The sequence below is a fragment of the Serpentinimonas sp. SSL01 genome, from assembly GCF_056323735.1.
Window position 1 is genome coordinate 666,015 of sequence record NZ_CM150487.1, and the last position, 14,995, is coordinate 681,009.

A 14,995-nucleotide genomic window follows, 5' to 3' on the forward strand; every position below is an offset into this window, starting at 1 on the left:
GCGCCCGGCCGGGCTTCATTCCAACCATTTCATTCCGACCATTTGCCCCCCAAGCTGAGCGCGTGGAGCCGCGCATACACGCCGTTGGCGGCCAGCAGCGCCTCGTGGCGGCCCTGCTCGACGATCTGGCCTTGCGCCAACACCAGCACGCGGTCGGCGTGTTCGATGGTCGAGAGCCGGTGCGCGATCACCAGCGTCGTGCGCCCGCGCATCAGCCGCTGCAGCGCCTCTTGCACCAGGCGCTCGGATTCGTTGTCCAGCGCCGAAGTGGCTTCGTCCAAGATCAGGATCGGTGCGTCTTTGTAGATCGCGCGCGCAATCGCCAGCCGCTGGCGCTGGCCGCCCGAGAGCTCGGTGGCGTTGTGCCCCACCGCGGTGTGCATGCCCTGCGGCAGGGTCTGCAGCAGCTCGCCCAAGTTGGCCGATTCCAGCGCCTGGCGCACCCGTTCCTCGTCGAACTCGGCGCCTAGGGCCACGTTGGCCGCCAGGGTGTCGTTGAACATCACCACGTCTTGGCTGACCATGGCGTACTGGCGCCGCAGGCTGGCCAGATCCCAGTCGGGCAGGGCCACGGCATCGAGCCGCAGCGTGCCGGCGCTGACCTCGACAAAACGCGGCAGCAAGTTGGCCAAGGTGGTTTTGCCCGAGCCCGAGGGGCCCACCAGCGCCACCACCTCGCCAGCCGCCACCTCGAGGTTGATGCCGCGCAGTGCCGCGTCGTCTTTGCTGCCGTACTGCACCCAGACCTGCTCCAGGCTCAAGCGCCCGACGGCGCGGTCGGTGCGGTGCGTGCCGCCATGCTGCACCGGGGTGTGCTCGATCAGCTCCAGCGCGCGCTCGAGTGCTGCCAGCCCGCGCGTGATCGGGGTCACGAGGTCGGCCAGTTGGCGGATCGGGCTGATGAGCATGAGCATGGCGGTGACAAAGCCGACGAAGCTGCCCACCGTCACGCCGCTGGTCGCACTTTGCCAGAGCGCAATCATGATCACCGTGGACAGCGCGGCGGCGGCCAGCATCTGCGTCAGCGGGGCCACGGCGGCCCCGGCCACGGTGGCCTTGAGCGCCAGCCGGCGCAGCACCAGGTTGAGTCGGTCAAAGCGCTGCGTCTGCTGCGCCTGGGCCCCGTGCAGCCGCACCACGCGGTGCGCCAGCGCGTTTTCTTCCACCACATAGGCCAGCTCGTCGGTGGCCAGTTGGCTGCTGCGCGTCAGGCGGTACAGGCGCTTGGAGAGCACCCGCATCACCCAAGCCAGCGGCGGAAACAGCGCCAGCACGATCAGGGTCAGCTGCCAGTTCAAAAACAGCAGATAGGCCAGCAGCGCGATCACGGTGAGCACATCGCGCACCAGCGTCAGCACGCTGTTGACCAGCATGTGGGCCCCGGTCTGCACCTCATAGACCAGGGTGTTGGAGAGCTTACTGGCGCTTTGCTCGCCAAACAGCGTCAGTTCGGCGTCGTTGAGGCGCTCGAACATGGCGCGGCGCAACTGCACCATGGCCCCAGCCGCCACGTAGCTGAGCGCGTACTTGGCGGCAAAGGTGGCCAAGCCGCGCACGGCAAACAGCCCCATCAGCGCCACCGGCACCAACCAGAGCGGAAAGCTGCCGGCCACAAAGCCTTCGTCGAGCAGGATTTGCAGCAGCGCCGGGATCGCGGGCTCGGTGAGCGCGGCGATGAGCGCGCCCAGAAAAGCCAGCCCCAGCGCACCCTTGTGCAAACGAAAATAGGGCCAGACCCGCAGCAGGCGTTGGCCTAGGGAGCGGGCATCGGTCGGGGCGGTGTGGGCGGCCTCGTGGGCAGGGGCAGGGCGGTCGTGCAAGATCGGAGCGTGTAAAAACTGCGGGCAGCAAGCGCTGCCGTGGTGTGGCCTGCGGCGCGCCGGCTGCGGGGCGAGCAGGGGAACTTTAGGGGCTTACGGCCTCACCCAGCAGGTACGAAGCGCAGCACTTCCGCTATTATCGGTCTGATGCGCCGGTGGCTGGGGCGCTGGCAGCTTGCCAGCCAAGCCCGGCCGCTTTCCACTGTTTTTGCTTCTCGATTCATGCACCAGACACCCTTGCAAATGCCCGTTCCTCCGCTATCTGGCCTCACCCGGCGCCGTTTTCACGCCTTGGCGGCGCTGGGCGGCTCGGGCTTGGCCTTGGGCGCGTGGGGGCCGGCGCAGGCGCAGTTTCGGGTCGAGGTCACCGGGGTCGGCTTGCAGCAGATCCCCTTTGCCATCGCCCCGTTTCGGCTGGCCACCGGGCTGCCGCAAGATGTGCCGGCGATCGTGCGCGCCAACCTCGAGCGCAGCGGCCAGCTGCGTGCCCTCCCCGGGGGCAGCGCCATCCTCGACGAAACCGCCCGGCCCGACCTAGCCCCTTGGCGCGCCGCTGGTGTCGATGCGCTCATCACCGGCAGCGTGAACCGCTTGGCCGATGGGCGCTTCGATGTGCGCTTCAGGCTCTGGGACGTGGTGCGGGCGCAAGACCTCGGGGGCTTGAGCTTCCCCGTGCCCGCCAGCGACCTGCGGCTGGCGGCGCACCGCCTGTCGGATTATGTCTATGAGCGCCTGACCGGCGACCCGGGTGTTTTTGCCACCCGCATCGCCTACATCTCGCGCCACGGCGAGCGCCACAACCTGTGGGTGGCCGATGCCGACGGCGAAAACGCCCAAACCGCTCTGGCCAGCGCCGAGCCGATCATCTCGCCGGCTTGGTCGCCCAATGGGCAACAGCTGGCTTACGTGTCGTTCGAGGCGCGTCGGCCGGTCATTTACACCCACGAAGTGGCCACTGGGCGCCGCCGCTTGCTGGCCGGCTTTCGCGGCTCCAACAGCGCCCCGGCGTGGTCACCCGATGGCCGGCGGCTGCTGGCCACGCTCACCTTTGGTGGCTCGTCGCAGATTTTTGCCATCGACGCCGCCGGTGGCGGGCAGCCGCAGCGCATCACCCAAACCAGCGGCATCGAAACCGAACCGGCCTTCACCCCCGATGGGCGCACGGTGTATTTTGTGAGCGACCGCGGTGGCTCGCCGCAGATCTACCGCATGACGCCGGCGGGTGCCGACGTGGCCCGCGTCACGTTTGAAGGCAACTACAACATCTCGCCGGCCGTCAGCCCCGACGGCCGTTGGTTGGCTTACATCTCGCGCATCGGGGGCGCGTTTCGGGTCTGCGTGATGGAACTGGCCAATGGCCGCATCACCCCCTTGACCGACACCAGCGCCGACGAAAGCCCCAGTTTTGCACCCAACAGCCGCCTGATCATGTACGCCACCCAAGCGCAAGGCCGTGAAGTGTTGATGACCACCTCGCTCGATGGCCGCATCAAAACCCGGCTGGCCAGCGCGCCGGGCGGCATCCGCGAGCCCGATTGGGGGCCGTTTCAGCGCTAAGAGGCTGAAAGGCAATCAGTCATGCCCGCCTTGACGCTCCAAAACACCGCCTGCGGCGTTGCAAATGCGCGCCGTAGCTCGGGCTACGGCTGTGCTTTGCGCCTTGCCGGCGGCGCTTTGGTGCGCCCTTTCGGTCACGCCCAATTGCCTCTCAGCCTCTGAAGGCTTCGGATCCATTCATTTTCATGTTCATGACCATCATGCAATCACTCTTTGGTACCCATTTCGGCAATCTTTTTGACACCGGTGGCAAGCGCGCCAGCTTGCGCCCCCGGCCGCTCACGCGCCCGCTCCAAGCCGCCGCCGTGCTGTGTGCGGCCCTGCTTTTGGCCGCCTGCGGTTCCAACGTCAATTTGGCCGAAGACGTGCCGGTGCAAGACCGCACCGCCGTGCCGGTGCAGCAAATCGGGGTTGCACCGGCCGCGCCGGCTGAAGCGGCAGCGGTGGATCAGCGCGCCGTGGCCCCGGCGCAGGCTGGCACCACCGCCATTGGGCAGCAGCCGGCACACTTGGCGCGCTTGGTGTTTTTTGATTTCGACCAATACACCGTGCGCGCCGAATTCGTTCCCTTGCTCGAAGGGCACGCGCGCTTTCTGGCGGCCGACCGCCAGCGCCGCGTGGCGCTCGAGGGCCACACCGACGAGCGCGGCGGCCGCGAATACAACCTCGCGCTGGGCCAAAAGCGCGCCGAAGCGGTGCGCCGCTCGCTCGCCCTGATGGGTGTCCAAGACGCGCAGATGGAGGCGGTCAGTTTTGGCGAAGAAAAACCGGCCAGCGCTGGCACCGACGAAGCCGCGCACAGCCAGAACCGCCGCGTCGAACTGGTGTACCGCTGAAATGACAGCGCGTTTTGCTTTTACCGCCCCCCGCTTGGCAGCCTATGGGCTGCTGTTGGCGCTGCTGGCTGCGGCCTTGCCGGCGCAAGCGCAGCTGTTTGGCGGCGACGACCAAGCCCGGCGCGCGATCATCGAGCTGCGCGAGCGCGTAGAGGCCAACCGGCTGACGGCCGAGCAAGCCAACCAAGCCCTGCAGCAGCAACAAACCGAACTCACCCAACGCCTCGACGAAGAACTGCTGGGTCTGCGCCGCAACCTGGTTGAAATCGGGGCGCAAAACGACGCCCTGCGCCGCGAATTGGCCGAACTGCGGGGCCACAACGAACGTCTGGCGCACTTGGTAGCCGAATTACAGCGCCAGCAGCGCGATCTGCAGCGCGACTGGCAGGCCCAGCTCGACCAGCGCCTGCGCCCGTTGGAGCCGATCACCGTCACGGTCGAGGGGGTGGAGTTTCAGACCCGGCCCGAAGAGGTTCAGGCTTTCGATGCCGCCATGGTGGTGTTGCGCGCCTCCGACTTCGAGCGCGCAGCGCGCCTGTTTGGCGAGGTGGTCGCGCAGTTTCCGCGCAGCGGCTACGTGGTGCCGGCCCTGTACTGGCAGGGCAACGCGCAGTATGCGGCGCGCCAGCACGCCGCAGCTGTCGAAACCTTCAGGCGCATGATCGCCGCTTCCCCGCGCCACCCGCGGGTGCCCGATGCCTTGCTCGGCATCGCCAATGCGCACATCGCCCAGCGCGACAACCGCGCCGCCCGCGCTGCCTTGCAAGAGCTCATCCAAGCGCACCCCAACACCGAAGCCGCCGCCGTGGCGCGTGAGCGGATCACGCGCCTGCGCTAATCACTCGCCATGGAAATGTCTGATATCCAAGCGCAAGCCAGCCTTGTGCTGTGGGCCGCTTTTGCGGTCGCGTTCGTGTTTGGCGTGGTGGCCCAGCGCACCCATTTTTGCACCATGGGCGCCATCAGCGACGTCGTCAACATGGGCGACTGGACGCGCCTGCGCATGTGGGGCATGGCGGCCGGCGTCGCCATGCTCGGCTTTTACGGCATGGCGGCGCTGGGCTGGATCGACCCCACGCAAACCATCTACAGCGGCAGCCGGGTGTTGTGGCTATCGGCCTTGGTGGGTGGGGCCTTGTTTGGCTTTGGCATGGTGCTGGCATCGGGCTGCGGCAGCAAAACGCTGGTGCGCATCGGCGCCGGCAACCTCAAGTCGCTGGTGGTTTTCTTCGTCATGGGCCTAGCGGCCTACGCCACTTTGAGCGGCGTCACGGCGGTGCTGCGCAACCAAACCATCGATCAAGTGGTGCTGCATCTGGATACCAGCAGCGCCTTGCCCCTTTGGCTGGCCGGGCTGTGGGGCGCGCCGGGTGCGGCGCTGGGGCTGGCGGGGCTGGTTGGGGTGGCTTTGATCGCGTGGGCGCTGTCCAGCCGCGATTTTCGTTCCTCGCTTGACAATCCGTTGGCCGGAATCGGCATCGGAGCCACGGTGGTGGCGCTGTGGTGGGTGACGGGCGTGTTGGCCTTCGTCCCCGAGCACCCCGAGACGCTGGAAGCGGTGTTTCTCACCACCGACACCGGCCTCATGGAGTCTCTCACCTTCACCGCGCCCATGGCCTACGCGCTCGAGTGGCTGATTTTTTATAGCGATGCCTCCCAGGTGCTTACCCTCGGGGTGGTGACGGTGGTGGGCGTGGTGCTGGGCTCGCTGGCTTATGCGCTGCTAAGCCGCGGCTTTCATTGGGAAGGCTTTCGCGGCTCCCAAGACACCGCCTTGCACCTGGTCGGCGCCGTGTGCATGGGTGTGGGCGGCGTCACGGCCATGGGCTGCACCATCGGGCAGGGCCTCTCGGGCCTCTCAACCCTGAGCTTGGGCAGCCTGATCGCTGTGGCGGGCATCGGCTTGGGGGCGGTGGGCGCGTTGCGCTTCCAAATGTGGCTGCTTGAGCGTGGCTGAGCCTTTCGAGGGCTTCGAGCGCCGTTTTGGTGCCATGCGCCGCCTCTACGGGGCCGCTGGGGCGCAGCGCGTTTTTGATTCTCACGTGGTGGTGGTGGGCATTGGCGGCGTGGGCTCGTGGGCGGCCGAGGCGCTGGCGCGCAGCGGCGTTGGGCGCCTCACACTCATTGACCTCGATCACGTGGCCGAATCCAACGTAAACCGCCAGCTGCACGCCTTGAGCAGCACCTTGGGACAGTCCAAAGTGGAGGCCATGCAGCAGCGCATCGCCCAGATCAACCCGGCCGCGCAGGTGCATGCGCTCGACGATTTTGTCACGCCCGCCAACTGGGGCGCGCTGCTGCAGCAGACCGCCGCCCGCAACGGCCAGCCGCAAGCCCTGATCGACGCCTGCGACCAACGCAGCGCCAAGGAAACGCTGGCGGCGTGGGCCTTGCAAACCCCGCTGCACTTCATCACCTGCGGCGCCGCCGGTGGCAAACGGCAGGCGCAGCGCATCGAAGTGGCCGATCTGTCCGCCGTCACCCACGACCCGCTGCTGGCCCGTCTGCGCTCCCAGCTGCGCCGCACACACGCGGCCGCTGCCAAAGGGTCCATGGGGCTGGCCTGCGTGTTCAGCCGGGAACCCGTGGCCCCGCCCGACCCGTCCTGCAGCACAGAGAGCGCCGTCGATGGCAGCCTCAACTGCCACGGTTACGGCTCCAGCGTGGCAGTAACCGCAGGCTTTGGCATGGTGGCGGCCTCATGGGTGCTGGAGCGCTTGGCGGTTGAGGTGCGGTCGGCTGGGGCGAAGGGCGCCAGAAGCACTCAGCCCCTACCCCGATAAACGCATCCCGCGACAACAATCAGGCCGAAAAGCGTCCGCAAAGCGTCGAAAAACAGGATATAATGCGAGGCTTGGCGATGTCGAATATCGGCGCCGTCAAGCAGAGTGGGTCGTTAGCTCAGTTGGTAGAGCAGCGGACTTTTAATCCGTTGGTCGCAGGTTCGAATCCTGCACGACCCACCAATAAAATCAAGCACTTAGCCCGGTCATCCGGGCTTTTTGCTTTCTAGGGTCTGGCCGATGTAACGGCGGATGTAAGCGGATTTCTGTGATTCATCCGGCGTCACGTTCTTTCGGCTGTGCTGGTGCATCGGGTTTTGTAGGCAGTGATATCACCTCGCCAGGCTTGACCCTGTACGGCTTCGGTGGGTCATAAATCACCCCCGGTGGTAGCGCCTTTCCATCCGGGCCACGAATCGGCAAGGGAACGACTTTCACGGCTTGGCCTCCTTGCTGGGCGGCTGCGGTTGGGTTTGGGTTTGGGTTTGGTTCTTCGGCGGGTCGGCTCGCTTCAGCTCGGCCAGCGTCTGCCGGTCCTGCCCATCCAGCGGCCCACCGTCCAGCATCTTGCGCAGCAAAGCCACGCCCTCGGGTGTTTTCCAGATGCGGCGGGCTTGCTCGTTCACGGTGGTGCGGTCCTTTCAGTCGCACCATCGTACTGCGCTCAGTGCAGCCAGGGCGAAGGCCAGGCGAACACCTTGACGCCTTCCACCGGGTCCGCCAGTAGCGCCACGGGTGGCACATGCTTCAGGCCGATGAACCTCACCCACTCCTGTTGCATGGCGTCCAGTTGCGCGGCGAAGTTGGTCACGAACGGATAATCGGCCGGCTTCGGCTCCCCGCTTTCCATCACAGTCCCCTGGTGCTGATGCCCAGCGTTCGCAGTCGCTCCTTCACGATGGCTGGGTCCTCACCCCGCGCGATGGCTGCACGGGCATGGGCCAGCAGTCGCGCCTCGGTGATGCCGTTGCTCTCGAAGCGTTGCCGCGCACTGGCGGCGGGCGCACCCCTCTTGATGGCATTCACCGCCTTGGTGAGTGCAGCATCAAGCCCGGCGTCATCCACCTCGGCAGGCGCTCCCGTTGGATAGCTCCCCGGTGCCGCAGCCGTGCGTGCCGTACCGAAGAACTCCGCTTCGGGAATGTTGTGCTGGCGCAGCCACTGCCGGGTGAAGTCTTGGAAACTTGGCGTGTCCTTCGGGCGGGCACGGGTGGCATCAATCGGGTAGATCGCATTGAAGTCCGCTCGAATGTCGTCACGGATTTGCCCGATGTTCAGCCCGCCACTATTGCCCTCACCCGTGCCAGGCATGCGGCCAGTCTCCATGAAGTGCTTGAGTTTCGCGGCCGTCAGCTCGGCGCGTGCCCGTGAGTTGGCGGCCGATGCACCGGCGCTGCCCGCCTGGGCGTTGTTCTCGTTCCAGATGGAACGCTGCACGCGGGTGAACAGGTCCATCAGCTCAGGGCTTGCAATGGTTTGCTGCCCGGTGAACTGGTTGACGCTCGCGCCAGTGTTGCCCACGGCGCCGAACATTGGCCGGCCTGCGGTGGCGGCATAGGCTTGGCCAACGGCTGGCGCTATTGCCGGATTGCTGGCCACCTGGTCAATGAATCGCTCCTGCTGGCCCTTCAACGAAGCGGCAGCAGCCTGGTCCACGTTGCTGTCAGTGCTGTACATGCGTTGCAGCAGCGCCAGGTTGCGCCCCAGCCGTGCAACCGTGTCATCGTCAGCAGGCGGCGGCATGGTGGGGCCCACGCCATCACCAGGCGGGGCGTACTGGCCTCCCCATTGCCCGGTCTCCAATCGAGTCTGGAAGTCGGCCGCCTTCGCGGTCGGAAGGCCCAGCTCCAGCATGGCCGTGGGCAATGGGTTTTGCTGCAAGCCCAGCCGGTGGGCGGCCAGCTCGGCGTCACGTCGCAGTCTCTCGGCGTTCGCACCGTACTGGTTGCCCTGCATGTTCTTGGCGTAGATGCCGGCCAGCGTGTCCTCTTGTTCAAGCTGCGCACGCTGTTTGACGGCTTCGCCCTGCATGAGTGCGGACAGCCCGCCTGCAATGGATCGTCCTGCATCGGCCCATGTGTCGGCCGCGCCTCGTTCGAGTCTGGTCAATGGCATGTCAGGCCCCTTTGGTGCCACAGGGGCCGGTGAATACTTGGTCGGTGTGCATGGCGTGTCTCTCCTTCAAAAGTGCCACCCTAATTGTTGGGTTGCCTTGCCATGCCGGGGGACTTTCGTCGCCCCTAACCCTACATTTCAGGCGGTCAGTGCCAGCGTCACGCCAGTGCCTGAAAATCGTTTGGAAACTTTGGAAACCCGTTCCGAAACTTTCGTAACAGGCGGTCGGTAGGGCTCACCACGCAGCACGCGCTCCAGGGTCTCGCGCTCGGCTTCGGTGAACTGTTGCCGGGTGCGCAGCTTGTGCATCAGTGCCTCGCCTTCGGGTGACTCCCAGAAAGCACGGGCCTCGGGCGTCAGTGCCCGGCCTCTGGTGCAGGGGGTGATGCGCTCCAGCATGTGAGGCTGCAACATCACCGAATCGCGCGGGTCGGCGTTGAATCGCAGTACCACCCGCTGGAAGTGGTCCCGCTTGCTCTCTGCGCCCTGGTGCTTGATGACGATGCCGATGCGCCCGCTGGGCGTGCGGGCCAGTGTTCCGGGGGGAAAGTCGTCCAGGTCCAGCACTCGCCCACGCTTTGCGGTATTTGCGAAACAACCCATGTTGCAGCCTCCTTTCACGGCTGCGATTGTCATGGGTGCGACTGCAATCAGCGGATGAAACACAGCATTTCTCACCCTCTCATGGGGTCCGCTTGCGCTTCGGTGCGTTGCCGTTGCTCGCAGCCTTGGCCTTGCCCTCTGGCGTGGTCGGCCCGGTGGACAGTCCGCCATGGAGCTTGCAGCGGCCGTTCTCATAGATGCCGGTCTGCTTGCAGGGCGTACCCGCCCGGGTCTTCGCTCCGCACTGCAGGCCTCGAAGCACGTCAGGGAATGGCGGCGATTCCGGCGCCGGGTGTCGGTAACCCGATGCTCTCCACGCTGCGCTGACTTCGGCGCAGGCTCGGCAGTATTGGCGCCAGAGCTTGCGCAAGGCGTCCTGGTCGATTCCTGAACCCTTGTCCAAACCTTCCCGCTTCATGGGGTCCGCTTCAGAAGTCGAGCGGGTCATCGTTCACCCCAACGCATTGCGGGCGCTCGGTCACTGCCTTGCGCTTGCGGGTCACGTGGTAGGCGGTCAGGACGGCATGCGCCACCATGTCCAGGGCCGGCTTTGTGTTGCCCTCGCGGTCGGTCCACACCTTCGGGGTCAGTGCACCAGACAGCGCCACGGAATCGCCATCACCCAGCGCCAGCAGCGCAGAGCACGCGCCAGCATCGAAGGCAATCACGTTCACGAACAGGGATTCACCGTCACCAGCAGCAGCGCGCACCTTTGCAGTGGCGAAGGGCTTGCCGGTCTTGGCGGTCTTTTCAGCGGGGGCGCCGTACAGCTTGCCGGCAATCAGTCCATCAATCACAGGTGTTCTCTTTCTGGCGGCTGGCGCCTCTCTCGGTTGGTTTTCGCAGGTGTGTCGGCTGTCTCCCGTGTGTCGTGTCTCTCTGTCTCTCTCCTAAAGAGAGAGAGAGACAAACGAGACAAATTCTCTTGTCTCTCGAATGTCTCGGGAGACACGCGAGACATGCGAGACAAACGGGCATTCACCGTGCAGCCTCCGCAATGCACACCATGTTGGAGTGCTCGGCCACGTGGGCCATACCAGCGTCGGACAGCGCGCCGATGGCTCGGTAAACGGATGTCCGCACGTACTGGCCATCGAAGTGCTTGACCACCTGGGACTTGCTCACGCCGGCCGGCTGGGCGCGCAGGTACTCCAGCACGGCGCCTTCCACTTGGCCCATGCGCTTGCCCTTGGCTTCCTTCGCTGGCGCGTCGGTCGGTGTCACCACGCAGGTGGTGGCGGGTTCGCCCCACTTGGTCACGCCGATTTGCACCCGCTCCAGGTTGAAGCCGATGCGCTCGCCCTTGGTCGACAGGTCGCGCTGCTTGGTCACTTCGGCACAGCGCCCGGTGAGTGCGTCTGTCACCTCGATTTCCGTGTCCATCGCTGCGCGGATGCCGCTCCAGCCTCGCGCACCATTGGCGGCGGCCTTGCCGCTGTGGTGAATCAGCAGGAAGTGCGCACCACACTCGGCGCGGATGCGGTCGAAGCGCTTGACCACCAGGCCCATGTCTTCGCCGCTGTTCTCGTTCGCTCCGGCGCTCAGGCGGGCCAGGGTGTCGCCCACAATCAGCCGGACCTTCTGCCCCCGCTGGCGCTCCACGATGCGCACCAGGGCAATCAGCGCTTCGGTGTCGGTGTCCCCGGAAAACAGGTCCAGCGGCGCCTGCACGATGGCAAAGTTCGGCACCGTGCAGCGGTGGTGCATCTGGTACGCCTGCAGGCGGCTGCGCACGGATGCCGGCGACTCGGCGGCCACGTACACCACCAGGCCCTGCTCGGTGCGGCGTCCCATCCACGGCACACCGCGCGCGACGGCACAGGCCAGGTCGATGGTGAAGAAGGTTTTGCCGCTGTTGCTGTCCCCGTAGAGCATGGACCCGGCGCCAGCAGTCAGGACGCCTTGCACCAGCTCGTCGGGCGCTTCGTACTCACGGGGCAGCTCATCCGCAAACACCACCCCCAAGGGCAGCGGCGCGGCCTTCGGCGGCTTCGCGTGCTCCAGCAGGTCGGCCACCATGTCGGCGCCCTCGGCCTGCATCAGATCGTTCACGTCCGCATTGCGCGGCCAGCCCTCGGGCATCGTGGCCACCAGCAGGCCGGCAGCGCGGGCGATCGCCTCGGCGTCTTCCTCCTTGCCGACATCCGGCACCAGCACCATGCGCGCGGTCGGGTCACGCTGGCGCAGTGCCTTGGCCACGGTTCGCACTCGCCCCCAGCCAAAGCACACCACGGCAGCGCATCCGGTTGCCTTCCAGCAGGCCCACGCTTGGCCGATGCCTTCGCACAGGTGCACAGAGCCACCGGGCAGCAGCTCGCCCACGGTGAACCAGCCTTCGAGGCTGGCGCCGGCCAGGTTCAACTTGCCGGGCTTGCCCTTGGCCTTCAGTCGCTCGGCAGTCTCGGGCGGCGCGATGAGTTGCAGGCTGGAGGGAGTGCCATCGTCGCGCAGTACGGGCACCACCAGCGCGCCGGCCATGCGTTCACCGGCCACCTGCAACGGGTCGGCATCGGGCACCACGCGCAGGCCATCCAGGGGCACGCCCGCGGCGGCCTTGGCCACGATGTACGGATGCGCAGCGGTCGCAGGCTCGAAGCGCTCCCACAGCTCGGCAGCGGTCATGCCCTCGCGCACAGGCTTCGCGGGTCGCTTCGCTGGCGCAGGTCGCAGCGGCTTCGCTTCCGTGTGGCCGCCCTTGCCCCAGCCATGCGCGCGGGCCATGTGGAACAGTGTCCCGGCGCCCACGCCCTTGCCCGGCTTGATGGACTTCCACACATCGCGCGCGGCGGTGTGGTCATAGTTTTCCGCCTGGGCGCTCCAGTCGTTGAAGGTTTCGAAGTCCAGGCCGGCCGCATGCGCGCCCATCGTTGCCTTCACCCACTCTTCGCGGGGCAGGTTGGGCGGAATGGCGAACAGGGCTTCACGCGCCATGTCAGTGCTGTGCATGGGCGCCTCCCTTCAGCTCTCGCGCCAGCGCTACGTACTTGGCGGGCAAGTGGTACAGCGCAATCACTCGGCCGGCGTCATCGTCGGTCGGGCTCGCCACGTCGATGCGCTCGATGGGCCAACCCATGTCCTTCAGCACGGCGATGTGCGCAGCCAGGCGCCAGCATCCGCGTGCCTCGATGAAATCCAGGTGGTCCAGCATGCGCCCCTGCATCAGCAGGTCCAGCGCGGCCTCAGCATTTGTCCCTGGGCGCGGCCAGGCCGGGCAGAATGGCGGCGGGGGCAGAAACGAAAGTTGCTCGCCCTCAGCCCCTGATGTCTTGGTCGGTGCGGGGGCTTTTCTCATTCTGGGGAGCCCTCTTGCTCTTGCCAGCGGCGCAGCTTCAGGCGGTCGCTGTCTGTCAGGCGGTACACGCCGGGGTGACAGGTGTTCCCATCGCGGTCGATGAAGTCGATGCGCTCGCATGGCAGCTCCAGGCCACGGGCGCGCAGGCGTCGAATCAGCTCCGGGCTGTTGGTGCAGCCGGCTCGCTTGTCCAGGTCCTCGCGGCTCACGGGTCCACGCATCAGGACCTCCAGGGCTCGCAGCTCTCGCGGGTTGTCGGTGCCGGTGAACTTGCCGCTCAGATCGTCCAGCGGACGAAGCTGCAGGGCTTCGGTGAAGCTCACGGACTTGGCGCCAGGTGTTGCAGCGCGCGCCATTCACGCTACCCCCAGCACCCGCTTGATGTCGGCCACGGGCCAGGCCAGGCGGCCCATCACGCGCACCGGTCGAATCGGGCCGTTCTCTTTGCAGGCCCAGAGCCACAGCGTTTGCTGCGCGCGGTTCAGGTGCGCAGCGGCTTCAGCGGTCGGGATTGTGGCGCGGGTCTCTTGCGCCAATGGGGTAAGTTGAACTTGCTTGCTCGGCATCGCATTTCCTCGCGGAAGTTGTTGATGCCGTGAATGGTTTTCGGGTAAATATCCTCCCCCGCAAGTGTCCACCGTCCCCCACCTCGGGGGATACCAGCCAGCTCAGGCAGCGTCTGCGATGTCGCCGTTGCTGCGCATGCGCTCCCATGCCTTGTTGAACACGGTCGGCCCGGTGAATATCGGGTCGCGCTTCAGCGCATCGCTCACCTGGGCCTTGATGCCAGCTTTGCCGGGCTCGTTCTTCGGCAAGCGCAGCGGGTCGTGTCCTGCTTGCCGTATGGCCTCCAGAATCGCCAGCTCTTGCGCGGCCTGTCTCTGCAGTGGCTTGGGTGCGGTGGACTGCGCCAGCGGCCCGGTGAATGGGTACAGGCTCGAAGCGCCAACCTCCTGCACCCAGCGCGCCAGCACATCGCGCGCGAAAGTCTGCCGGTCGAAGTCGGCCATCGGGGTGCGCAGCCAGGTCAGGAATCGCACATCACTAGCGCCAGCAGCGGCCAGCTCTGCACTGGTGCAGTCTGCTTTTCCGCGCATTTCCACGCTCATAAGCAGCCCCCTCGGTGCGGTGTCGCCAGCCTCTGGCGCATCGGCAAGCCAGCGGCGGGTGCCCTCGTAGGCGCGGCGCATCAGGTCCAGCACGGGCATGGCCTTGCGCAGCGTTGCAGGGTCGTCGGTCTCGGGCTCGCCCACGATTGCGAGGGCAGCTTGTTGCCCGGTGAATTCGGGCACGTAGTCCCAGCAGGTCAGTTCATCACGCATCGCACTCCCTCCAGTGCATCCTTCATGGGGTGCCCCAGCAGGCGGAGGAAGGGACTCCGCTTTTCGGTTCGCGGGCCTAGCTGGGGCGAAACAGGTTCAGTCGAGTTGCTTCAGTGCCCAACGCTGTTCAGGCGTCAACGGCGGGCGGGTCCACGGCATCAGGTGCCACTTGATGTAGCCCCAAAAGGTCTTGGGCGGGCGCGGTAGCCAAATCTCTGGCCGACGAATGTCGCGCAGCGTCAGGTGAATGTCGTCAGGCAACACGGCGGGCACCAGACCACTCCACCGCCTTACCTTGGGCGTCCAGCCTGTCGGATTCGCGGTCGGCGGCCTTGTTCGCTTCGGCGTGTGTCAGGCCTCCGGGCAGCTCCACTGTCTCGCCATTCTTCAGGCCCACCACGGGGGTCCAGATTGCGGCGCCTTCTTCTTCGCGGGTCGGGGTGTTCATCGTCTTCATGTCTTCGTCCTTCAGTTGTTCGTCAAACCAGTGCACCAGCTTGGATGTAGTACGCATCGCGGTGGATGCGGCGCACTCGGCGCAGCACACGCAGGGCGGTCCCCTTGTCCTTCATCTGCCTGGAGAGGGTCACTGTCTGCCGGGCCTTCCCCTCGGTCTCCATGTTCTTCACCACGATGTAAATGCGGTCCATGTTCTTCCTTCGTTGCG

19 protein-coding genes and 1 tRNA gene are annotated in these 14,995 nt (G+C 66.1%); 6 read left to right on the top strand and 14 right to left on the bottom strand.

What is annotated here, in order from left to right:
* Window positions 1-29: 29 nt before the first annotated feature.
* Complete coding sequence (gene msbA / locus ACVMK0_RS03205; RefSeq protein ID WP_476464277.1) at window positions 30-1,820, bottom strand: lipid A export permease/ATP-binding protein MsbA; 1,791 nt, start codon at window positions 1,818-1,820, stop codon at window positions 30-32.
* Between the two features lie 243 nt (window positions 1,821-2,063).
* Here msbA and tolB point away from each other — a divergent pair, with 243 nt between their 5' ends.
* From tolB to ACVMK0_RS03235, 6 genes are all read left to right on the top strand, one after another.
* Complete coding sequence (gene tolB / locus ACVMK0_RS03210) at window positions 2,064-3,377, top strand: Tol-Pal system beta propeller repeat protein TolB (RefSeq protein WP_432715229.1); 1,314 nt, start codon at window positions 2,064-2,066, stop codon at window positions 3,375-3,377.
* 200 nt (window positions 3,378-3,577) lie between these two features.
* On the top strand, window positions 3,578-4,213 hold the full coding sequence (gene pal, locus ACVMK0_RS03215; protein ID WP_476464278.1) for a peptidoglycan-associated lipoprotein Pal: 636 nt from the start codon (window positions 3,578-3,580) through the stop codon (window positions 4,211-4,213).
* A 1-nt stretch (window position 4,214) separates the two neighbouring features.
* Complete coding sequence (gene ybgF / locus ACVMK0_RS03220; RefSeq protein WP_476464279.1) at window positions 4,215-5,051, top strand: tol-pal system protein YbgF; 837 nt, start codon at window positions 4,215-4,217, stop codon at window positions 5,049-5,051.
* A 9-nt stretch (window positions 5,052-5,060) separates the two neighbouring features.
* Complete coding sequence (locus ACVMK0_RS03225; RefSeq protein WP_476464280.1) at window positions 5,061-6,170, top strand: YeeE/YedE family protein; 1,110 nt, start codon at window positions 5,061-5,063, stop codon at window positions 6,168-6,170.
* 34 nt (window positions 6,171-6,204) lie between these two features.
* Entirely contained in the window at window positions 6,205-6,996 is a 792-nt protein-coding gene (locus ACVMK0_RS03230; protein ID WP_476464642.1) for a tRNA threonylcarbamoyladenosine dehydratase, read from the top strand.
* Between the two features lie 107 nt (window positions 6,997-7,103).
* A tRNA-Lys gene (locus ACVMK0_RS03235) sits at window positions 7,104-7,179 on the top strand.
* A gap of 251 nt (window positions 7,180-7,430) precedes the next feature.
* Here the strand turns inward: ACVMK0_RS03235 and ACVMK0_RS03240 are convergent.
* The 13 genes from ACVMK0_RS03240 to ACVMK0_RS03300 all read right to left on the bottom strand — a co-directional run bounded on the left by ACVMK0_RS03240 (window position 7,431) and on the right by ACVMK0_RS03300 (window position 14,978).
* Entirely contained in the window at window positions 7,431-7,622 is a 192-nt protein-coding gene (locus ACVMK0_RS03240; protein WP_476464281.1) for a hypothetical protein, read from the bottom strand.
* Window positions 7,623-7,660: 38 nt separating this feature from the next.
* Entirely contained in the window at window positions 7,661-7,846 is a 186-nt protein-coding gene (locus tag ACVMK0_RS03245; protein WP_476464282.1) for a hypothetical protein, read from the bottom strand.
* The gene (locus ACVMK0_RS03250) at window positions 7,846-9,111 is read right to left on the bottom strand and encodes a hypothetical protein (RefSeq protein WP_476464283.1); all 1,266 of its coding nucleotides are present in this window, start codon (window positions 9,109-9,111) and stop codon (window positions 7,846-7,848) included. Before ACVMK0_RS03250 ends, ACVMK0_RS03245 begins: the two co-directional genes overlap by 1 nt.
* Window positions 9,112-9,249: 138 nt before the next feature.
* The gene (locus ACVMK0_RS03255; protein ID WP_476464284.1) at window positions 9,250-9,747 is read right to left on the bottom strand and encodes a hypothetical protein; all 498 of its coding nucleotides are present in this window, start codon (window positions 9,745-9,747) and stop codon (window positions 9,250-9,252) included.
* A 46-nt stretch (window positions 9,748-9,793) separates the two neighbouring features.
* Window positions 9,794-10,162, bottom strand: coding sequence for an HGGxSTG domain-containing protein (locus tag ACVMK0_RS03260; RefSeq protein ID WP_476464285.1), 369 nt, complete (start codon window positions 10,160-10,162; stop codon window positions 9,794-9,796).
* The gene (locus ACVMK0_RS03265; RefSeq protein WP_476464286.1) at window positions 10,143-10,511 is read right to left on the bottom strand and encodes a single-stranded DNA-binding protein; all 369 of its coding nucleotides are present in this window, start codon (window positions 10,509-10,511) and stop codon (window positions 10,143-10,145) included. Before ACVMK0_RS03265 ends, ACVMK0_RS03260 begins: the two co-directional genes overlap by 20 nt.
* Before the next feature lie 181 nt (window positions 10,512-10,692).
* A complete protein-coding gene (locus ACVMK0_RS03270) occupies window positions 10,693-12,660 on the bottom strand; it encodes an AAA family ATPase (RefSeq protein WP_476464287.1) in 1,968 nt (655 codons plus the stop codon).
* Entirely contained in the window at window positions 12,647-13,006 is a 360-nt protein-coding gene (locus ACVMK0_RS03275) for a hypothetical protein (RefSeq protein WP_476464288.1), read from the bottom strand. Before ACVMK0_RS03275 ends, ACVMK0_RS03270 begins: the two co-directional genes overlap by 14 nt.
* Window positions 13,003-13,329: a hypothetical protein gene (locus ACVMK0_RS03280; protein ID WP_476464289.1), complete on the bottom strand. Its 327-nt coding sequence runs from the start codon at window positions 13,327-13,329 to the stop codon at window positions 13,003-13,005. Before ACVMK0_RS03280 ends, ACVMK0_RS03275 begins: the two co-directional genes overlap by 4 nt.
* Window positions 13,330-13,362: 33 nt before the next feature.
* Window positions 13,363-13,572, bottom strand: a complete 210-nt coding sequence (locus ACVMK0_RS03285) for a DNA-binding protein (protein ID WP_476464290.1) — start codon at window positions 13,570-13,572, stop codon at window positions 13,363-13,365.
* Window positions 13,573-13,674: 102 nt separating this feature from the next.
* On the bottom strand, window positions 13,675-14,328 hold the full coding sequence (locus tag ACVMK0_RS03290) for a hypothetical protein (RefSeq protein ID WP_476464291.1): 654 nt from the start codon (window positions 14,326-14,328) through the stop codon (window positions 13,675-13,677).
* Window positions 14,329-14,581: 253 nt separating this feature from the next.
* A complete protein-coding gene (locus tag ACVMK0_RS03295) occupies window positions 14,582-14,785 on the bottom strand; it encodes a hypothetical protein (protein ID WP_476464292.1) in 204 nt (67 codons plus the stop codon).
* 22 nt (window positions 14,786-14,807) lie between these two features.
* Complete coding sequence (locus ACVMK0_RS03300; RefSeq protein WP_476464293.1) at window positions 14,808-14,978, bottom strand: hypothetical protein; 171 nt, start codon at window positions 14,976-14,978, stop codon at window positions 14,808-14,810.
* Window positions 14,979-14,995 lie beyond the last annotated feature (17 nt).

What these genes read in the sequence shown, in the direction of transcription:
- ACVMK0_RS03250 (WP_476464283.1), bottom strand. Translation starts at nt 9,111, where the DNA reads ATGCCATTGACCAGACTCGAACGAGGCGCGGCCGACACATGGGCCGAT.
- ACVMK0_RS03290 (WP_476464291.1), bottom strand. Translation starts at nt 14,328, where the DNA reads ATGCGTGATGAACTGACCTGCTGGGACTACGTGCCCGAATTCACCGGG.
- ACVMK0_RS03255 (WP_476464284.1), bottom strand. Translation starts at nt 9,747, where the DNA reads ATGACAATCGCAGCCGTGAAAGGAGGCTGCAACATGGGTTGTTTCGCA.
- ACVMK0_RS03295 (WP_476464292.1), bottom strand. Translation starts at nt 14,785, where the DNA reads ATGAAGACGATGAACACCCCGACCCGCGAAGAAGAAGGCGCCGCAATC.
- ACVMK0_RS03245 (WP_476464282.1), bottom strand. Translation starts at nt 7,846, where the DNA reads ATGGAAAGCGGGGAGCCGAAGCCGGCCGATTATCCGTTCGTGACCAAC.
- ACVMK0_RS03260 (WP_476464285.1), bottom strand. Translation starts at nt 10,162, where the DNA reads ATGACCCGCTCGACTTCTGAAGCGGACCCCATGAAGCGGGAAGGTTTG.
- pal (WP_476464278.1), top strand. Translation starts at nt 3,578, where the DNA reads ATGCAATCACTCTTTGGTACCCATTTCGGCAATCTTTTTGACACCGGT.
- ACVMK0_RS03300 (WP_476464293.1), bottom strand. Translation starts at nt 14,978, where the DNA reads ATGGACCGCATTTACATCGTGGTGAAGAACATGGAGACCGAGGGGAAG.
- ACVMK0_RS03270 (WP_476464287.1), bottom strand. Translation starts at nt 12,660, where the DNA reads ATGCACAGCACTGACATGGCGCGTGAAGCCCTGTTCGCCATTCCGCCC.
- ACVMK0_RS03275 (WP_476464288.1), bottom strand. Translation starts at nt 13,006, where the DNA reads ATGAGAAAAGCCCCCGCACCGACCAAGACATCAGGGGCTGAGGGCGAG.
- ACVMK0_RS03230 (WP_476464642.1), top strand. Translation starts at nt 6,205, where the DNA reads ATGCGCCGCCTCTACGGGGCCGCTGGGGCGCAGCGCGTTTTTGATTCT.
- ACVMK0_RS03285 (WP_476464290.1), bottom strand. Translation starts at nt 13,572, where the DNA reads ATGCCGAGCAAGCAAGTTCAACTTACCCCATTGGCGCAAGAGACCCGC.
- ACVMK0_RS03225 (WP_476464280.1), top strand. Translation starts at nt 5,061, where the DNA reads ATGGAAATGTCTGATATCCAAGCGCAAGCCAGCCTTGTGCTGTGGGCC.
- tolB (WP_432715229.1), top strand. Translation starts at nt 2,064, where the DNA reads ATGCCCGTTCCTCCGCTATCTGGCCTCACCCGGCGCCGTTTTCACGCC.
- ybgF (WP_476464279.1), top strand. Translation starts at nt 4,215, where the DNA reads ATGACAGCGCGTTTTGCTTTTACCGCCCCCCGCTTGGCAGCCTATGGG.